Source organism: Entomoplasma ellychniae (genome assembly GCF_002930155.1).
In the GTDB taxonomy this organism is placed as follows: domain Bacteria; phylum Bacillota_I; class Bacilli_A; order Mycoplasmatales; family Mycoplasmataceae; genus Entomoplasma; species Entomoplasma ellychniae.
Window position 1 is genome coordinate 22,964 of the sequence record NZ_PHND01000001.1, and the last position, 17,189, is coordinate 40,152.

Consider the following 17,189-nt stretch of genomic DNA (forward strand, 5'->3'; position numbering starts at 1 on the left):
AATTAACAAAACACTACATACTATATATATAAAAGACATAGATAAATAAATTGTCTTTCTAGATTTTTTCTTTTTGTTTTTTAAAACTTTTATAGTGTCAAACTGTTTTTCTTTAATTAATTTTTGGTATTTTTTTAAATTTTTAAAATAATCGATAACAAGCCAAACTATTAAACAAAAATTAATAGAGATTAAAGTATATATTGGAATTAACATTTTTATATCCTAATCCTTTCTCTTTCATATTTTTCAATTTCATTTTCAGCTTTCATTTTCAGTCTTTTCATTTCATTTTCAAATTCATATGCTGCTTGTCTAGAACCCAGTTTAAAAGCATCGCTAATCGAATTAGATATTTTAGAGACGTTTTGAGTCAAAAATTTATTTTCTTTGAATTCCTTTTTGATTCCTAGTTGAAAATTTTGATTATAAATTTCATTAAATAACACATTAACATGTTTTGAATAATAACCATTTTCGCCATTCATTAGTGAGTTTTTCACTTCATTAAAAATTAAAGTTTCTTTTTGTTCTTTTGTTAAATTATTTTCAGATAAATTATTATATAAACTTTGTGAATTTATTTTTAAATTTAATTTATCGAGAGCATCTATTGTTTTTAATGTTTGAATGGTTTTGGTATCATTATCATCAATTTTCTTTAGAAGAACTTTTGTTAGTTCATGCGAAATATCATCAACTTTACTTTGGATGTTTTGAAGCATTAACGTACCATTTTTAGACTGCTTTATTATATTTTCAACATATGATATAGCTTCGATCTTTCCTTCATCATTTAATGTGTTAAAACTTAATGTTGAGCCCTTTTTAGTTCTATAAGTTTTCATTGTTTCAAATCAACTTATGTGTTCATGATTTAATAATTTTTGGGTTTTTACCATTGAACATTTAAGTTTTTCTCAAGTGTTAATTTTATTGAGAAACAACATATTGGAATCTACCTTTTTTGCGATTTGCTTTTCAATTTCTGTTAAATTAGTTCTTCTTTCAAAAAATTGTTTTAGTTTATTTTTAGAATGGCTTTCATGAATTAAATTTATGTTATTAATTAAATTATTTTTCATTGATTTTATATTTTTATTATGATTTTGTTTTTCTTTAACAGTTAGCTGTTCAGATAAATATCTTTTTCTAAAATTAAGTTCTAAATCTTTAATTTTTAAACTTAATTCATCTATTTTTTTAATTTGTTTATGAATCAAGAATTGTTGATGTTTAGATAAAAAGAATTGTCCACTTATTTCTTCAGAAATTAAGGCTTTGGTTTCTAATTCTAAAACTCTCATTTTTTGGTAACTTAGTTCATTAGTTTGAGCATTTAATTCAATTCTTTGATAAAAATACTTCATAGATTCTTGGTTTAAATTTCCCTTGAATTTTCATTCACCATTTCTGTTAGGTTCATTTTCATAAAAAAATAAATGAGCGTGTGGATTAGATGTATTTCCATGCATAGAAAATCCCCAACTCATTCTTTTAGGGTCTAAATTGTTTTCAATAAATAATTGATCAATATTTTTACTTATGAGTTTTCCAATTACTTCAGGAACCAAAATATTGTTATCTTCAGCAAATTCTGTATCAAAAGATAAAACAGTATCTCACATTAACCTATCATTGTTATTCCTCATATTTAAAAATTCATTTTTTAAATTTTGAACTTCTTGTTTTGACAACTCACCAAAAATATAACTACCTTTAGTTTTGAAATGTGCCTGATTAGTATAAAGTCCAGTTCCTCATTGCACTTTTTTATATTCTTCAATACTCTTTTGTCTTCTTGAGCGTTCTCTATCTATTTCCAAAAGTTCTTTTAACATTTCTTGTTCAGTTTCTTGTGTTAAATTAAAGATTGTAGATTCTCTAGCTATAAAATCAGAATTTTGAAAATGGCCTGCTTCATTTAATGAATTAAATAATTTTGTTTTAAAGTTTCAACCATACTTTGAATACTTTTCATCATCAAATATATTTTCACTAGCTTTTAAAAATTCTTCACTCACTCCTTTGTTTAATCATTTCTGTCTTCACTCACTCCTGCTTTCTAACATGAATTCATTTAACTCTCTATTTTCTTGCAAAGCTTTTTCAGGAAGTGCTTTTAAAATACATGCTTGTTTTCTTGTTATGTAATCGATATAAGTAATATTTTTAGAACCTTTTTTGCCGCGATAATAGTTTGTCAATCTTTGTTTTGAGTTGTTGGGATCATAAAATCTTATTACTTTGAAAATGTTATTTTGTTTTCTATTCATTAGAACCTGCTTTCTAAATTAGAAAAAGGAGTACTCACTTATGTGAATACTCCCTCTTTCTTTCGGGATTATATTTAGTTACTAGTTGTACAATAAAATTATAATTGATTTAATTGAAAAAACCTTAACAATGAAAAAATAGCAATAAAAAAACCTTTTTATTTTTCAAAAGGTTTATTTTAAAATAAGTTTAAATATTTTTTAATTTTAATAAATATAGGATTATTAACCATAATTTCATAAATTAAATTCCAATCTGGTTCTTCTTTGTTGTTTACAGGTAAAGTTAATTTTAAAGTTCCATTTTTGAACTCACCTTCACTTATTGAATATCCAAAATATCTATTTTTGTGTTCTAGGCTCATAGCAAAAGCAATAAAAATTTTGTGCTCTAGACTCAATGTCTTGTCTATCAAATCAAAAACTTTGCATGTGCTTGCTACAATAAATTTATAAGGATGGAAGAAAGCTAGGCCTGCTCCCCCATCTCCTTGAGTGTTTCATGTAAATAAATTATCCAAAACAGATTCATTATATATATTTCTTATATTGCTTATTCTACAACCGTTTCTAGAATTTGATGCAGCGACATATGAGATATCTCCATCTTTGATATCTATATATTTTTCAATTCTTAGTGCATTATTAATATTTTTTTTAATTTCCAAATGCTCATTAGCTGAAGTTTCCTTTAATTTAAAATTTTTAATATATTTTTTTATATCATAAGCTTTTAATTCAGAGTCTATGTTTAAGAAATGATCATAAATTTTATATTTATCTTTATTGTTATTCTTATTTACTATTTCTTCAAACAAATTAAATAAATAATCATTCAAATTTAAAAAATCTTCAGAAGATATTTTATTATAGAAATTAAAATTTCATGTATCATTTTCAGATACGTTCTTTATGTTAATTGATGTATTTAAAATTTCTTTTCTATTTTTATAATTCTCTAAAAAATCACTTTTAATTTGTGACCATTTTTTAATGCCATCGTATCTACCATGTTTTTTGCTAGATATGAAACCATCATCTTTAAGGTCATAAAAATATGTTCCAAGATAATTTTCAGAATTTGGCCTTCCTATATCAGCGACAAGAATAGATGTTTTAACTTGTGCGCCAGAAGAACTTTTGTTTTGAAAAATATTGTTTGGCATATTAATAACAGCCATCAGCGAATTATTTTTCAAGAACTCTCTTTTAAAATCAGTATTTCCTTTAAAAATAGAAGTTGAAACAATTATTACAACTTTTTCTGTTGCCAATGTTAAAGATTTATTTATAAATTTTCACATTTCATCCTGAGATAAATAAGGCGGATTCATTATAACTTTTTTAGGATTTTCTACAAAGTCTTTTTTATCGTATTTAAAAATTCCAGATTTTTTAGGTTCGGGGTTGTCGTCATCAACAAAAATATTAGTCTTACCATCATCATTAATAAGCATATTCACTAATGTTAAAAAAAACATTTCTTTAGATATCTCTATTCCGTATATTTTTTTACTTTTAATTGTCTCAATTTCTTCATCATTTTTAGCCATTGATATTAATTTATTCATAGAATTAACTAAAAAAATTCCCGTTCCACAAGCAGGATCTATTACAGAGTCATCTTTTTTTAATTCTGCTAGGTCTATCATTAAATTTGCTATGTGTTTTGGAGTTAAAACTTGACCTAAAATTTTTCCATCTCCCGATGTGTATCTCAGTAAAACTCTATACATGTCACCAGAAAAATCATGATAAGACTCTTTTTTCATTTTGTTTATAATTGGCATTAATTTTTGATCTATGTTATCAATAATTTTTTTTCAAATTTCATTATTTATTGAATATGATTCAATTAGATTACAAAATCTATCAATAATTCCAATATTTTTGTCTCTTTTATTTTCAGGCAAAACATTTAACATTTTAGTTTTTATAGAACTAATTAGTAAACCACTAATGTTGCTTGTATTAGTCTTGTGCTTTTCAATGTCTGTTTGTATTTGCTTAAAATGCGTTAAAGAAAAAATTATAGAACCAGTAATTATCGGTCTTTTTTCTGTAGAAATTTTACTATCATCCATTAGCTTATTTAAAGAAGAAATTGCATCACTTAGGTTATCAACTTTTTCATCAATCAAATCATCAGCTATAATATTCTCGTAATCAAACTCATTTAATATTCTTTGAGATGGTAAGGGTTCAAAAATGAGGCTATCTTTTTTTGAATAAAATTGATCAATTATGTAATCACCCTTAGAACCTGAAGCAGCTATTCCAAATACGTCATAATCTTTAAAAAAACTCATATAATGCAGTACTCCATCTGTTGCAAAAATTTTTGGGTCAGTTATTTTTCCGATTTTATTAGATGTGTGTTTTTTCTTATCGTTTTTAATTTCTCCTAAAATTAAAAGCTTAGTCTCGGGATTAAAATATATTAAATCTGGTTTTCCTAAAGAAGGATTGATAGAATTAGAAAGATTTTTTGATGCTGTTGATAATTTTGAGTTTATTTCTTCAAAATCAGACTTATTAACATTTCAATCATATTTGTACAAATTTCTTTTTTTCATATCACTAACAACATTAAACAAATAATTATGTAAGTAAAATTCTAATTCACTATTTTTCATAAAACCTCCTAATATTTTATAAGTACAAGTAAATCAATTATATCATTCAAATTAAAAAAGTAGTTCTTTAAAGATAATTTGTTTAGGTAAAATGTTTTTGCAAATATATGCTGTTTCAGATGGTGGGTTTTTGCAAACTAACCCCTCATTTGATTTAAACTTAATTCTTTTGTCAAAAATTAACAATTGTTTGTCTTGTATTTTTTCTCTTATAGGTTTTAAAGCTATTGATACCAAAGGCACTAACATAGCGAATGGTTTGTTTAATTCTTCCAATTTGATAAACACTTGTTTTCTTAAACTGTAAGGTGGATTTGAAATGATGTAATCAAAAGATAAAACATCACCACTTTCCAAATCAAAAAAATCAAATCCGTCTTTAATGTGCCTATAACTGACCTTGTGACCTGCCTTTTTTAAAACATTTACATATTCGCAATCAATAGTGTCAAATGGGCATAATATTTTTGAGTTTGGTTTAAGAAATTCTAAAATAGGTTCAATCGCATAGGGCAATGTGTACCACTCATCATTTTTATTAGGAAAATACATTTTATTCACCTGCCTTTCTTTTATTTTAATTTATAGCCTTTTAATTTTCTTTTTCGCTTAACTACAGCAAATAAAGTAATAGCTATTATAGCAATTGCTGGTATTGTAACCAATCATCAGATTCCACCAAATAGCTTTTTATTTGGTTTTTCACCTCCTGGTCCAGGAATTTCAGGATCTGGTTTTTCTGGAAGTGGTTTAATTGGTGGTTTAACATTAGATTTAGGGTCATTAATTACTTGATAACTAGTAGCACCACTTAACAAAGTTGTGCCCCTAACAGCATTTATTCTTACTCACATTACACGTTTTTTAGCAACATTCAAGAATTGATCAATATATTCATTAATATTGGGTTCTTGTGTTATGTCTAGTTTCATACCATCAATAAAAATTGCATAATCTTTTGCATATTTATATTCTGGGATTTGTTTGTCAATAAAATTACCTGTTGGTTTTCCATCTTTATCTTTTTCAGGAATTTGCTTTAACGTTTCATTCTTAGCTATTCTATATTGATCAAGAGTTTGCCCAACATAACCTAAAAGATAATTTTCTAAAAATGCTTTTTTGTTTTCTTCAGGTCAGTTACTAAAATTACCTTCTTGAGTCTTAAATTTTACATCGCTTAAACTAATTTCAAGGTCAGGATCATATTTTATGTCATTGTTTATTTGAAATTCTAGATTCCCAACAAGTAGTAATGATTCAGGAGTAGCTATTACAGTTACATCTAGTTGTTCAATAGGGTTATCTTCACTTATACTTACAAATTTACTTAATTCCATATCATTAAGTGGAATATGCCCTTGTGTTGATTCAATAATATAATCTTTTTCTATGGCAGAGCCTTTAAAACTAAACATTTGCTCTTTTATTTTCCTTGTTATATATGCTTTAGCAGCAATTTCCTCTGTTTGCTTCATAGGAAAGTAAATTGGTTGTCAATCGCTTAAATTTAACCTATCATCAGTTTCTGGGTTATAAGTCATATGGCCATTTATTGCAGCTGAAACGTATTGACGTCAATATTTTACAATTTGCTCATATTTAATAAGTTGTAAAGCATCTGCTGAAGTTATAATTGCGTTTGCGATCATAAAACTTCTTAAGTGACCACCAGATGTAACTGTAAACCATTCATGTATTTTAGAATTCTTTTTTGAAGATTCTAAATCTAAAAAACGTCTATAGTTTTTAGCATCACTATCTAAAGTTATGATTTTATGAATAACAGTTCCTTGTATTGCTCTAATATCTTTATTTATTGGTGGATTATGGATAGAATTACTACCTCATGAACTTTGATCTACAAAATCTTTTAAATAAAAAATATAATGCCAAGTTCCTGGATTAGAAAATTGAACTTCATTATTAATTTTCACTTGTGTTTTTGAACCAACTTCTTGAAATGTAACTGGATCAATTTCAACTCTTTCTATTTTAGAAAATTGTTTTAACTGTTCATCATCATACAAGTATTTAATTCCCTTATTAACAACATAAGCTTCAGCAAAGTATCCTCACCTTAAAGGATCATCTTGAACATCTCCACCAATCAATTGTCCATAACGATCTTTTGGATCAATTAAAAAGGGTTTGGATAAAGGTTTTTCATTAACAAATATTGATTGAATTCTCACACCAGTTTCTGGATTTATATAAGGATCATATAACTCATTTTTTTCACCATTTATAAAAGGTTGTGTTAAAACTCATTGATCGTATTTATTTTTATCACCTGGTGTATTTTGTGGATCTCAACCCATTCATTTAAAGTCAACGTTGGGATTTAGTGAATTTATTTGTATTGTTCTACTAAATTTTAATTTACCATCAACTTCAACTGCAATTTCATAAGTGTTGTCTTCTTCCATTGTTGAGCTTTCATCATTTCTACCATCTGTTAATGTAGCTACAAAGACATTCCTTCAAACTTCAGCATCTTCGCCATTTACAAGCAATCGTTCATTTTTGTTAATAGAATTTGAAGCAAATTGTACAATTACTGTGTTGTGATAAATGAATGTTTGTTTACCATCTTTTTGAATAAGCTCTGGAACATCATTCATTGTTTTGCTAACGTCATTTAAATCTACAACTTTTCCAGGCAAAATTTCTAATCTTTTCAAATAACTCATATCTCAATAGCTTTGATCAACTTTTAAGTTAATTTTTGTTGTATAACGAACAAATTCTGTATTATTAAGCATGAAAACAGTATCAACTGTGTTATCAACATTATTTCAATTATATAAATCAAATGTTACTCCATATTGTTTATATGAATTTCATTGATCACCAAATGTTGTTGGTGCTCTTTCTCTTAAAAGTTTTTCAATTTCACTCTTATTTGCTTTTCCTGTTGGTTTTGGTTCTTTACCAGATTGTCAAGTTCCAGTGCTTTCATTTCATTCTCCTTGAAAATCACTAGATTTTAACTTTTCTTCCGAATCTATAGCAGCACCAGTATATGATGTATATTCAATTGTTTTTTTGCCATTATTTATAATTGTTTTTTTAAATGAATTTAAGTCATAACTCGACTTAAAGGAAACACTTTTAGGTTTAAATCCAATCATAGCTCCATGCCCATAAGCTGAACCTTTATTGTATTCTAAATATGAAGACGTTTTAATTTTCATTTGTAGATAATTTCCTGAAAAAGATGTTTTATAAAACATTTCAACCTGATGGTTGTTAGAACTATTATTTCTTTTTGAAAAAATTGATATATAATCGCTTTGAATTGTATTTAATGAAAAAGTTGTTGATTTATATGAGTCTTCTGAATCAAATTTAGCAATAACAGCAGGACTAGCTGATGATGTTACGTTTGTACTATTATAAATTAGATATGACAGCATTATCTCCAATTCTAAAGTTTTATAATTATTTTTAAAGTCATCAACAGTTTTAGCATAATTCAAAGTGTTTAAATTTAAAATTGTATATTCTTTTGATGCTGTTCCATTATCATAACTTTCCTCATCAAATGTTGAATTTATATCTGATAAGTATTTTTGATAACCTCAACCTGTTCTCATCCTATTAACTCTGTGTTTTGTATATGAGTTATTTAAAATATATTTAAAATTTGGATACATAGGATTAGTTATATTATTATTGTAATTAGATTTTTCATTTGTTAAAGAATAGTTATAGTTATTTAATAAATCAGATTTATTAAATACATAGTATGTAGTATGTATATTAAATATCGATAATAATGCAAATAATAATATGATTAAAATATTTAGTGTTTTTTTCATAGACATTTTATTCCGATCCAATCACTCCTGTGGTTAAACCAACAGCTCCTAAAGGTCCTTTGCTAACAGCACCAACAGTCTTAGTCGCATTAGAAGCTAATTTAGAACCAGTTTGGAAATTACTTTTTGTTGTTTGATCAATTCTTGAATAATTTGAATATTCACCAATTTGTGATTCCACTTCAGCAGCAATTTTTTTAACCCCCATTAGAACAGCTATTGAGATTATTGCCATAATCAAAGCAAAAATTATGTAACCGGCTTGACCTGTTATTGGTGGAAAGCTAATTAATGACTGCATGCCGGCAGAAACTGTATATGTTAAATTAATTCCCAAAGTTATAATCGCTATTGAAAGAGTTTTAGCAATTATCTTCTCTCTAGTCATTTTCATTCTTGCTCCACCATCAAAAGCAGAGGCACAAGCATAATAAATACAAATAAGAAAATTAAAAAATAACCAAAATGTTTTTTCAATTAAAGCAGCAAATATTGATAGCAAAAATATCAAGGTAGAACCACCAATCGCTAATCCTATAAAACCCCAAACTGTAAAGGCTTTAACAATTGTCTCAGATTTTCAAAGACCACCAGGCACTGACCCCCCAAGCACAGCTAATAAGACTGGATATCTTGCAAAAAAATCACCACTACTTGTTGGATTTAATCCAAAGAATAATAATTTATAAACATTGTCTGTAAATGCAAAAGATTTGTCTTGAGGGTTTCCTTCTACTACAAAAGAAATGTAACTAATGGTTAAGTCTAATCCAGTTCCGATTATTCAAAACCCAACAGGGATACAAAATATATAGATTACAGTTTTAAAACTACCTATGCTTGCATCTTTAAGTCTTTGTTGTGGTGAACGTTTATCGTCTGTGTTTGCCATAGAAATTGTTTGAAATAAAAATATTATAATTAATACTAAAGGAACTGATATACAAATTATTCAAAAAGCAACAGGAATATTTTCGACAACAAACTGATCTCCACCAAAGATTAGTTGATTAATCCCACCAGATGAAAAACCAATAATAATGTAATTAATTATGTAGCTAATAAACATTATAGGCAATGCAATCATTCTTATCAAAGTTAAGATTAATTTTTGACTTTTGGCTTCATTCATAGCTTTTAACATTTCAATTAATTTATTTAAAAAAGCTTGTTGATCTCATCCGCCAGGCATACCTGCTTTAAGAGTTCCAGGTAATTTAACGAGTTCATTTATTGCCATTAATCTAAAACCACCATTTGGCAAAGGCTCTCAAAAAAAACCATCGGAAAAATCCACATAAGGTGATGCAACCACAAAAGGTGGAACATTAGGCAAATCACCTAACGTTTTTAAATCCTCTAACCTTTTAATTGTTATATTATTAACATCAAAAGATAAAGTGGTTTTATAAAAAGTAAAAAATAAAATTGAAACAGAAATTATCAAAATAACTAAAGCCCAATTAATTTCTTTTCTATAATTGTAAAAATCATTTTCTTTTAACTTTGAATTTATTGTCATTATCTCACCACGCTTAATACAATTAATGCACTCTTAGTTAAACCCATGTCAGTTCCGATTAAAGATGCTGCAAAAACACCACATAATGGAACAGCTATCCCTAACACAATCATCGCGATTACAATAGTTATTAAATTTTTTGTACATTCATCCTTTTTTTTCTGATTACCCGCTGCTGCAGCAATTTGTTTTTGAACTAAAATTCAAATCATAGCACCAGCAGCAACAATAAACCCAAGTCCTCCAAAAGCACCTATTACAGCCAAAACAATTCCCCCGATGTAATCTGCAGGCGCTTTAAAGTCTGGTGCTTCTGCTAATAACATTAAAAATTTAATCATCTTCATTTCCCTTTCCAAATAACACATCCTTTAAATTTGTGCTACTTGAATCCTTTCTAATTTTGTTTTTTCATTTGTTTTGAGTTGATATTTCTTGATTTTCAAAACCAACAGGTGTCTTAAAAAAATCATTTTTAATAAACCCAGTTTCTTTATCGATAGTTGCATCAAAATACTCATAATTTAACCCTTGTAATATTGGCACAATGTAATTTAATAATTCTTTAAGATAATCCATATTACCAGCTATAAAAGCTGTTTGCAAATTTTGTCGAACAGTTATTTCTTGATTATTTTGTTGAATTACTTTAGTGACTGCTTTTGCTGCAATATTTGCAATTTCATCTGTTTTATTATCAAATAAGTCATATTTCATTCCCCTGATTAAAGCTCTTATATAAAAATCATTTGTTTTTGGTTTTGGTGTACGTTTTTTTGAGTTTTTATGTTCCAATATTTTTTGTTCAAGAAATCTATCATATTCATAAACTATTTCTTGCGCTTCATCAGTATTGAATCTGATGTTTAAGTGGTTTCTTTTAGGTAAGGATTTATTTTGAATAGGATTTTCAATTTTATTATTTTTTACTTCGCTCATTAATCAAACCCCTTTCTATTTTATTGAGTTTAATTTTTAATATTTTTTGCTGCCCTTTATAAAATTGGTTGTGCACGTGTTGCTGATCTATATAAAATTTACCAATATGAGTAAAAACTTCTTGTTGATCAATTAATACTTCAATTAAATGTACATAAACACTTTCTAAGATTTTCTTAGATTGTTTTTGTGTTAAATTAGTTCTAAATGAAAAGTCTTTTATGTATTCACTTTTAATCATAATTTCTATTCCTTATTATTTCTTTTTCAACATCATTTAGTTCAATTTGAATTTGATGCCTATTGTTGTTATTTTTCATAAAAACTCCTCTTCCTTGACCAGCATTTAATATGTGTTTTTTTTCTTCGGTTGTTAAACCACCATCTTGCGCAAAAAGAGTCTCAACATCTTCTAATCCCTTTGAGCTACAAAGCATTATTAGTCTTGCTGGTGTATTTGTCAATATAGATTGAGTTTTTTTAGAACTTTCTCCATCTTTAACAAAGTCCTTTACATCTTGAGTACAAAAAGTTAATCCAGCATAATATTTTCTAAAACGTTTTACTGATGAATTTAAAAAGTCCAAAGTAACATCTGAATTTTTCATAAATTCATGCCCTTCATCAATTAGTAAAGTTTGTTTAACTAAAAGTTCATAAGCAGCTTTATTTGGGTAAGGATTTTTTTCTTCTTCAAATTTAGCAACAAGTTCAGCATATTTAATATCATTTTCAATTCTTAAAGTGTTAAATTTATTTGTTACATATGCAAAAAGTAAATATAATAAAGCATTTTGTAATTTTTGATTATTTGTATCAAAGATTGATTTGATGTTGTAAACTATTAAACTATGATTACCAACTTCAAGAGTTGAATGATTATTTAGCAAATATTCATATTTACCATTGTTCTCAAAATCTTGTTTTAGACTATAAATTCATTGTTGATGAAGCATTTGTTGATCAGAACTTATTGTTTTAAGTTCTAATTCCATTAGTCTTATTAAGTCTGACATAATTGGGAAATCATTAGTTTTTAAATCATCTAAAGATAATTTATTTTTTAAAGCTTTATTGATTGATGTTGTATTTAAATAAAGAGTTCCGACTTCTTTAATCAAGTAACCTATTTGATAGTCATTAAAATCAGGATAAAGCAATTTAAATCAACCTTCTAAATTTGTAAGATAAAACTGCATATCATCATATAAATTATTTGTTAATTCATCATTTGGAGTAGCCATTATTTGAAGTGGATTAATTACTCCATTTTTTGTACCAACGTGTACTACTTTTTCACCTAAATTTCTTGCAAGTGGAGCATATTCATTTTCAATATCAAAAATATGTGTATGAACTTGATTAACAGTATTTCAAATAGCTAATTTTTTAATTGTGTGTGATTTACCTGAACCAGCCATGCCAATAAGTAATAAATTATGTGAAGTAGTTAAACCACTAGGTAAAAAGAATTGATCATAAATTATTTGGTCACCAACAACACTAACACCTAAATAAAGCCCTCTTCTGTCATTTAATTTTTGAGATATGAAAGGATAGGATAAAGCCATTGTTCATGTTGGTATTTGTCTTGAAATTTGTTTTTTTAAAGGGGTTCTTGGTTTTAATGAAAAATGTTCTAAAGCTTCTATTTGTCTATTTATTAGATCATTTAAGTAAATTCCTATTTTTTGAAGTTCAGATTTTAATGAATTTGATTGTTCTCTTAATTCATCTTCATTGTTACCTGAAAAAATTACTGTTGCACTAACTTCTTTTAGCTTTTCAGTTCCTGTTGCTAAATCAGCAACAATTTGAGAATAAACCTCTTGTTCATATTGCATTGCTTTTATATCGACAACTTTAGTTTGATTTATTGTTTGAGAATTTGTTTGTAAATTCATTAAGTTATTACTTAAGAATTTGTTTTCATTAATTAAGCTCTCTTTTATAGTAACAATAGCGCTAGTGGAATTTCTAAATAAGCCAATCATTCAACCAAGTTCGACCTTCATTGGAAATTTTGTGATAGCTGCAACTTTGAAATATTGCTCTTGACCATTCACCTTAAAACAATTTCTTTTAAATTCTATTTCTTTAAACGCTAAGAATTTTGTTAAATCTTCTGAATTACTCTCAATTAAAGTTGGAGACAAGGGTTCAGCTAATGGTGTGTAACTTTGATAAATTAAATTTACGTTTTCATATGAACTCATTTTTTGTCCAGATAAGCCTTTTTGATTTAGTATAGCTGTTATTCTATTAATCTCTGTTATCATTTCTTTTTCATCTTCAGCATAAACAATAATATGATATTTTTCTTCAATAAAATCTTCTCTACTTATATCGTTTTTATAAATATATTTTTTAGTGTATTCTTCTAAAACTCTTCTTCTAGCTTCATACTGAATTATATTTATTTTTTCTGTTTCAAAAAGTTTATTATTTATAGATAAAAGATTTGAAATGTGTTGATTATTAAAATCTCTATTACTCATAACAGACAATTTAACAATTTGTAAATCATATTTTGAATTGACTAGTAACTCTCATCAACTATTTGCCATCATTTCTAGATCTATTAAATCTTGTTGAAAAATATTTTTACCCTCAAACTTTATTCCACACATAAACAATTTATCTGTTTCATTTTCGTTTGTTAGAATTAAAAAATCTTTTGCTGCTTCGATGCTTGAATCAAAATTTATTTTTTTATAAGAATTAAATTTTTTGGTGGAATGATTTTTATCTTCTAATTTATATATTTTTTTATCAATGTATTTAAAAGAAACACTTCATCATAGTATATGATAAATCCTTACCCCATTACCAGCAGATGGGACAGGCATTAAAGGTATCATTAAAATAAATAAAACACATATCATGATTACTGTTTTTATTACAATATTTCAGACCAGACTTGAAACATTTGGAATTGATAAAATTATTAAAACACCAACTACAAAACCAAATAATGTTGCTATCAAATCGGTTCATAAAATACCTCATTTTAAAACTGCTTTTTGTGGAGGTTTTGGTATTACACCCACTAATTCTTTTGAATTTTTTTTGTTATTGTTTTCCATCAAACTCATCCTCACTTATTGGTTCTTTTACTAAACGTTTTACAGCTATCATAATTATTTCTGTTTTGCTAAAGTCTTTATTAAATTTAGCTGCACAATTTCTTTGAATTGAATCTATTAATTCTTTTTGTTCAATTGTTGGGTTTATTGTTGTGTACATTTTTTTTGGTTTTGGTTGTTTTGGCATGTAACACCTACTTTCTAAAATAAAAAAGAGAGAACACTCACAATTTGTGAATGTCCCTCTTTCTTTCGGGAATTTATTAAGTTTTAAATTATATAATCTATATGCTTAATAAACTTTTCTTTTGTTAAAAGGTTTAAAGGTTTAATGTTTTGCTTGGTATTTCTTTCATTTTGGTTAACGCTTTTATTAATCATCATTTTCAAATATTTCTACAATTCAATTAGTGTTGCAAGTTTTAGTGCAGAAGTAATACACATTGTTGTTTATTGTTCAAACTGAAGGTTTATTTACTCTTTTTTCTTTGCCACATTGATCACAAATTATTATTTTTTCAGTATCTGACATACTATTCCTTTCGAGTTTTTAATTTTTTAATCTCATAATGTTGACTCATCATCACTTAAAATAACTTCATCTTGAATAGCGCCTGCGCTAGAAGTTGCTAATACAGGTGATTCTAAAATAATATCTGATTCATTTACAGAAGGTTGATCTTCTGTATTTTCATTATTTTTTGAAGATCCTAAAAAGTTTACACGGTCAGCAGTTATTGTTGTAATGGTTTCATATTTTCCATCTTTTTGACTTGTACGAACACTTATTCTTCCAGATACAGAAACTAAGCTTCCTTTTGAAAGAAATTTAACCATGTTTTCTGCAGTTCTTTCAAATGCAAAACAAGGAATAAAGTTTGTTATTTCTTTTTGTTGTGAATATTCACTCACAGCAACTGTAAAAGAAACAAATCTACCTTGACCATTACTAGTTGATTTTAATTCTAAATCTTTGGTTATTCTTCCGATAATGTTCACTGAGTTCATTTTGTTATTTCCTATCTTTTCAATGTTTTTTTGATTTGTTCATTTTGTTCATTTTGTTTATTTTTAGGATGATTTAAGGATTCTTGATTCAATTTAATTCCATGCTCAAGTTGCTTTATATATTCTTGATCAGATAATAAATCTCATCCATCACTTGGTCTATTTCCATTTTTAGTTAATTCAATTTTATTTTTTGTATCATAATCATAAATTTCATATTCATTAGTTAAACCAGTTCTAGCAAAATCATCTAATTTTTTATTTGTTAAATCACAGAATTTTTCAACAAATCAAGAAGTGATTTGTTCTTTTTCTGTGTTGTTGATAAGTATTTCTAAATATTCGTTTAAAGAATGTGAGTTATCTTCTTTATTTAGTTCTTCTTTGACTGTGTTTATGGTGTCAATATCTCAAGTTTGATAAATTTGTTGTGGTGGGCCTGCATAACCAATTTTGTTATTTTTATAACATTCAATTTCCAAAATTGCTCTTTCTTTTGCAAAAATTTCAATTTTATTTGTTAAGTAGTCAAATATTTCAAAAGAGTTTCATTTTTCTGACATAATAAGTTTTCCTTTCGAGTTTTTAATTTTTTGATTTTATTCATTCTTCTAAACGATCTTCGTAACATTCTATACAATAGAATTCTAATCATTGTTCATTTTCTAACAAGAACTTAGCATCATCTTCTACTTCTTGTTTACAATTTTTACAATAATCTATTTCATTCACTTGAATTGGTTTCATTACTTTTATTCTCCTTTTTTAATCTTTTAACTTTATTTTTAATAATCAGTGTAGACAAATGATTGTGGTATAAAGTTGATTCCAAACTCTTTAAGATTTTTAGGTTTCAAAAATTTATGTATATTACCTAATCTATAAGCATGAGCAATATTTTTACCTTTGAAATAATTATCAAAATATTCTTTTGTTATCCCTGATTCATTTTTAGTTATTTTTCATAGTTCATTTGGAGTAAAAGAAATTAATTCTATAACTTCTACTTTAGCTATTATTTTACAAATCGGTTTTGTTGCATAAATGTAAATATATTTTATTTTTGTCGAAGGCATTCTTGTTCTATATTCAAATAGTTTAGTTTTATTGATAATTTTTTTTGAATAAGTTGGATTAATTGGCAATATTATATTTTTCATGTTTAATCAACTTTATTATTCATTTTTTTTAATCTTTTAACTTTATTTTTAATAATTCTTTGATAAGTATCTAACACTTCTTTAACGTTATATTTTTCATTTTTGATAACCTGATTTAGAATTCAATAATCGTCGTGTTTAAGTTTTGTTTGATTTGATCACTTAAAACTTCTATTAATTAGTTTTTGATTATTATCATCAACTATTTGTAAAATAGATTTCTTTATTATGTCTTCTCCATATTTGAAATCTAAAGTCTTAAGGTATTCGTAATATTTTCATTCCATTTATTTTTCCTCCTGATTTTCACTTTTAATAACGTCTGATAAATATCACTTATATGTGTTGTCATATTCTGGAGTATTTCTGTTGTTTTTTGTCGGTCAAATGTTTAAAAAGATATCTAATATAATTAATCTCTTATCTCTAGTAGCTTCTTTGTGAAATTCAAAAATCTTATTTATTGTATCTCTGTTGTACGAATGTGCTCAAAAATAATTTATTTTTAAATCATTATCTTGTATCCTGATTTTCACTTTTATCCAAGAAGAATTTGCATTTTGAATTGAATCTGAATAAATTATTTGTTCAATAATAATATTTTTTAAAGTTAAATTAACTTTTATTTCTTTTTTCATTAATCTCTCTTCCTTTCGAGTTTTTTTTGATTTGTTCATTTTGTTCTTTATGGTTTCTATTTTTCTAAATTTGATATATATAAGATATATAGATATAAGA

The 17,189-nt window shown here is 26.3% G+C and carries 17 protein-coding genes; all 17 read right to left on the minus strand.

The window, feature by feature from the left end:
* Positions 1 to 218: 218 nt before the first annotated feature.
* The gene (locus tag EELLY_RS00090) at positions 219 to 2,276 is read right to left on the minus strand and encodes a relaxase MobL (RefSeq protein ID WP_104205500.1); all 2,058 of its coding nucleotides are present in this window, start codon (positions 2,274 to 2,276) and stop codon (positions 219 to 221) included.
* 179 nt (positions 2,277 to 2,455) lie between these two features.
* On the minus strand, positions 2,456 to 4,912 hold the full coding sequence (locus tag EELLY_RS00095) for an HsdM family class I SAM-dependent methyltransferase (RefSeq protein ID WP_104205501.1): 2,457 nt from the start codon (positions 4,910 to 4,912) through the stop codon (positions 2,456 to 2,458).
* A gap of 51 nt (positions 4,913 to 4,963) precedes the next feature.
* Positions 4,964 to 5,464, minus strand: coding sequence for a sugar-phospahte nucleotidyltransferase (locus tag EELLY_RS00100; RefSeq protein ID WP_104205502.1), 501 nt, complete (start codon positions 5,462 to 5,464; stop codon positions 4,964 to 4,966).
* A 20-nt stretch (positions 5,465 to 5,484) separates the two neighbouring features.
* Positions 5,485 to 8,736 (minus strand): hypothetical protein, encoded by a 3,252-nt coding sequence (locus EELLY_RS00105; RefSeq protein ID WP_104205503.1) that lies wholly within the window; start codon positions 8,734 to 8,736, stop codon positions 5,485 to 5,487.
* Positions 8,737 to 8,743: 7 nt separating this feature from the next.
* The gene (locus EELLY_RS00110; protein WP_104205504.1) at positions 8,744 to 10,258 is read right to left on the minus strand and encodes an Mbov_0396 family ICE element transmembrane protein; all 1,515 of its coding nucleotides are present in this window, start codon (positions 10,256 to 10,258) and stop codon (positions 8,744 to 8,746) included.
* Positions 10,258 to 10,599 (minus strand): hypothetical protein, encoded by a 342-nt coding sequence (locus EELLY_RS00115; RefSeq protein ID WP_104205505.1) that lies wholly within the window; start codon positions 10,597 to 10,599, stop codon positions 10,258 to 10,260. Before EELLY_RS00115 ends, EELLY_RS00110 begins: the two co-directional genes overlap by 1 nt.
* Positions 10,592 to 11,197, minus strand: coding sequence for a hypothetical protein (locus EELLY_RS00120; protein WP_104205506.1), 606 nt, complete (start codon positions 11,195 to 11,197; stop codon positions 10,592 to 10,594). Before EELLY_RS00120 ends, EELLY_RS00115 begins: the two co-directional genes overlap by 8 nt.
* A complete protein-coding gene (locus tag EELLY_RS00125) occupies positions 11,178 to 11,438 on the minus strand; it encodes a hypothetical protein (RefSeq protein ID WP_104205507.1) in 261 nt (86 codons plus the stop codon). Before EELLY_RS00125 ends, EELLY_RS00120 begins: the two co-directional genes overlap by 20 nt.
* On the minus strand, positions 11,431 to 14,283 hold the full coding sequence (locus EELLY_RS00130; protein ID WP_104205508.1) for an Mbov_0397 family ICE element conjugal transfer ATPase: 2,853 nt from the start codon (positions 14,281 to 14,283) through the stop codon (positions 11,431 to 11,433). Before EELLY_RS00130 ends, EELLY_RS00125 begins: the two co-directional genes overlap by 8 nt.
* Complete coding sequence (locus EELLY_RS00135; protein ID WP_104205509.1) at positions 14,270 to 14,470, minus strand: hypothetical protein; 201 nt, start codon at positions 14,468 to 14,470, stop codon at positions 14,270 to 14,272. Before EELLY_RS00135 ends, EELLY_RS00130 begins: the two co-directional genes overlap by 14 nt.
* A 186-nt stretch (positions 14,471 to 14,656) precedes the next feature.
* Entirely contained in the window at positions 14,657 to 14,815 is a 159-nt protein-coding gene (locus EELLY_RS04100; protein ID WP_146063613.1) for a TRASH domain-containing protein, read from the minus strand.
* Between the two features lie 26 nt (positions 14,816 to 14,841).
* Entirely contained in the window at positions 14,842 to 15,291 is a 450-nt protein-coding gene (locus EELLY_RS00140) for a single-stranded DNA-binding protein (protein ID WP_104205510.1), read from the minus strand.
* 11 nt (positions 15,292 to 15,302) lie between these two features.
* Positions 15,303 to 15,854 carry a hypothetical protein gene (locus tag EELLY_RS00145; RefSeq protein WP_104205511.1) on the minus strand — a complete coding sequence of 184 codons (552 nt, stop codon included), beginning with the start codon at positions 15,852 to 15,854 and terminating at the stop codon, positions 15,303 to 15,305.
* A 22-nt stretch (positions 15,855 to 15,876) separates the two neighbouring features.
* A complete protein-coding gene (locus EELLY_RS04150) occupies positions 15,877 to 16,038 on the minus strand; it encodes a hypothetical protein (RefSeq protein WP_181021025.1) in 162 nt (53 codons plus the stop codon).
* 38 nt (positions 16,039 to 16,076) lie between these two features.
* A complete protein-coding gene (locus EELLY_RS00150; RefSeq protein ID WP_104205512.1) occupies positions 16,077 to 16,451 on the minus strand; it encodes an ASCH domain-containing protein in 375 nt (124 codons plus the stop codon).
* 2 nt (positions 16,452 to 16,453) lie between these two features.
* A complete protein-coding gene (locus tag EELLY_RS00155; RefSeq protein ID WP_104205513.1) occupies positions 16,454 to 16,738 on the minus strand; it encodes a hypothetical protein in 285 nt (94 codons plus the stop codon).
* Positions 16,739 to 17,089 carry a hypothetical protein gene (locus EELLY_RS00160; protein WP_104205514.1) on the minus strand — a complete coding sequence of 117 codons (351 nt, stop codon included), beginning with the start codon at positions 17,087 to 17,089 and terminating at the stop codon, positions 16,739 to 16,741.
* Positions 17,090 to 17,189 lie beyond the last annotated feature (100 nt).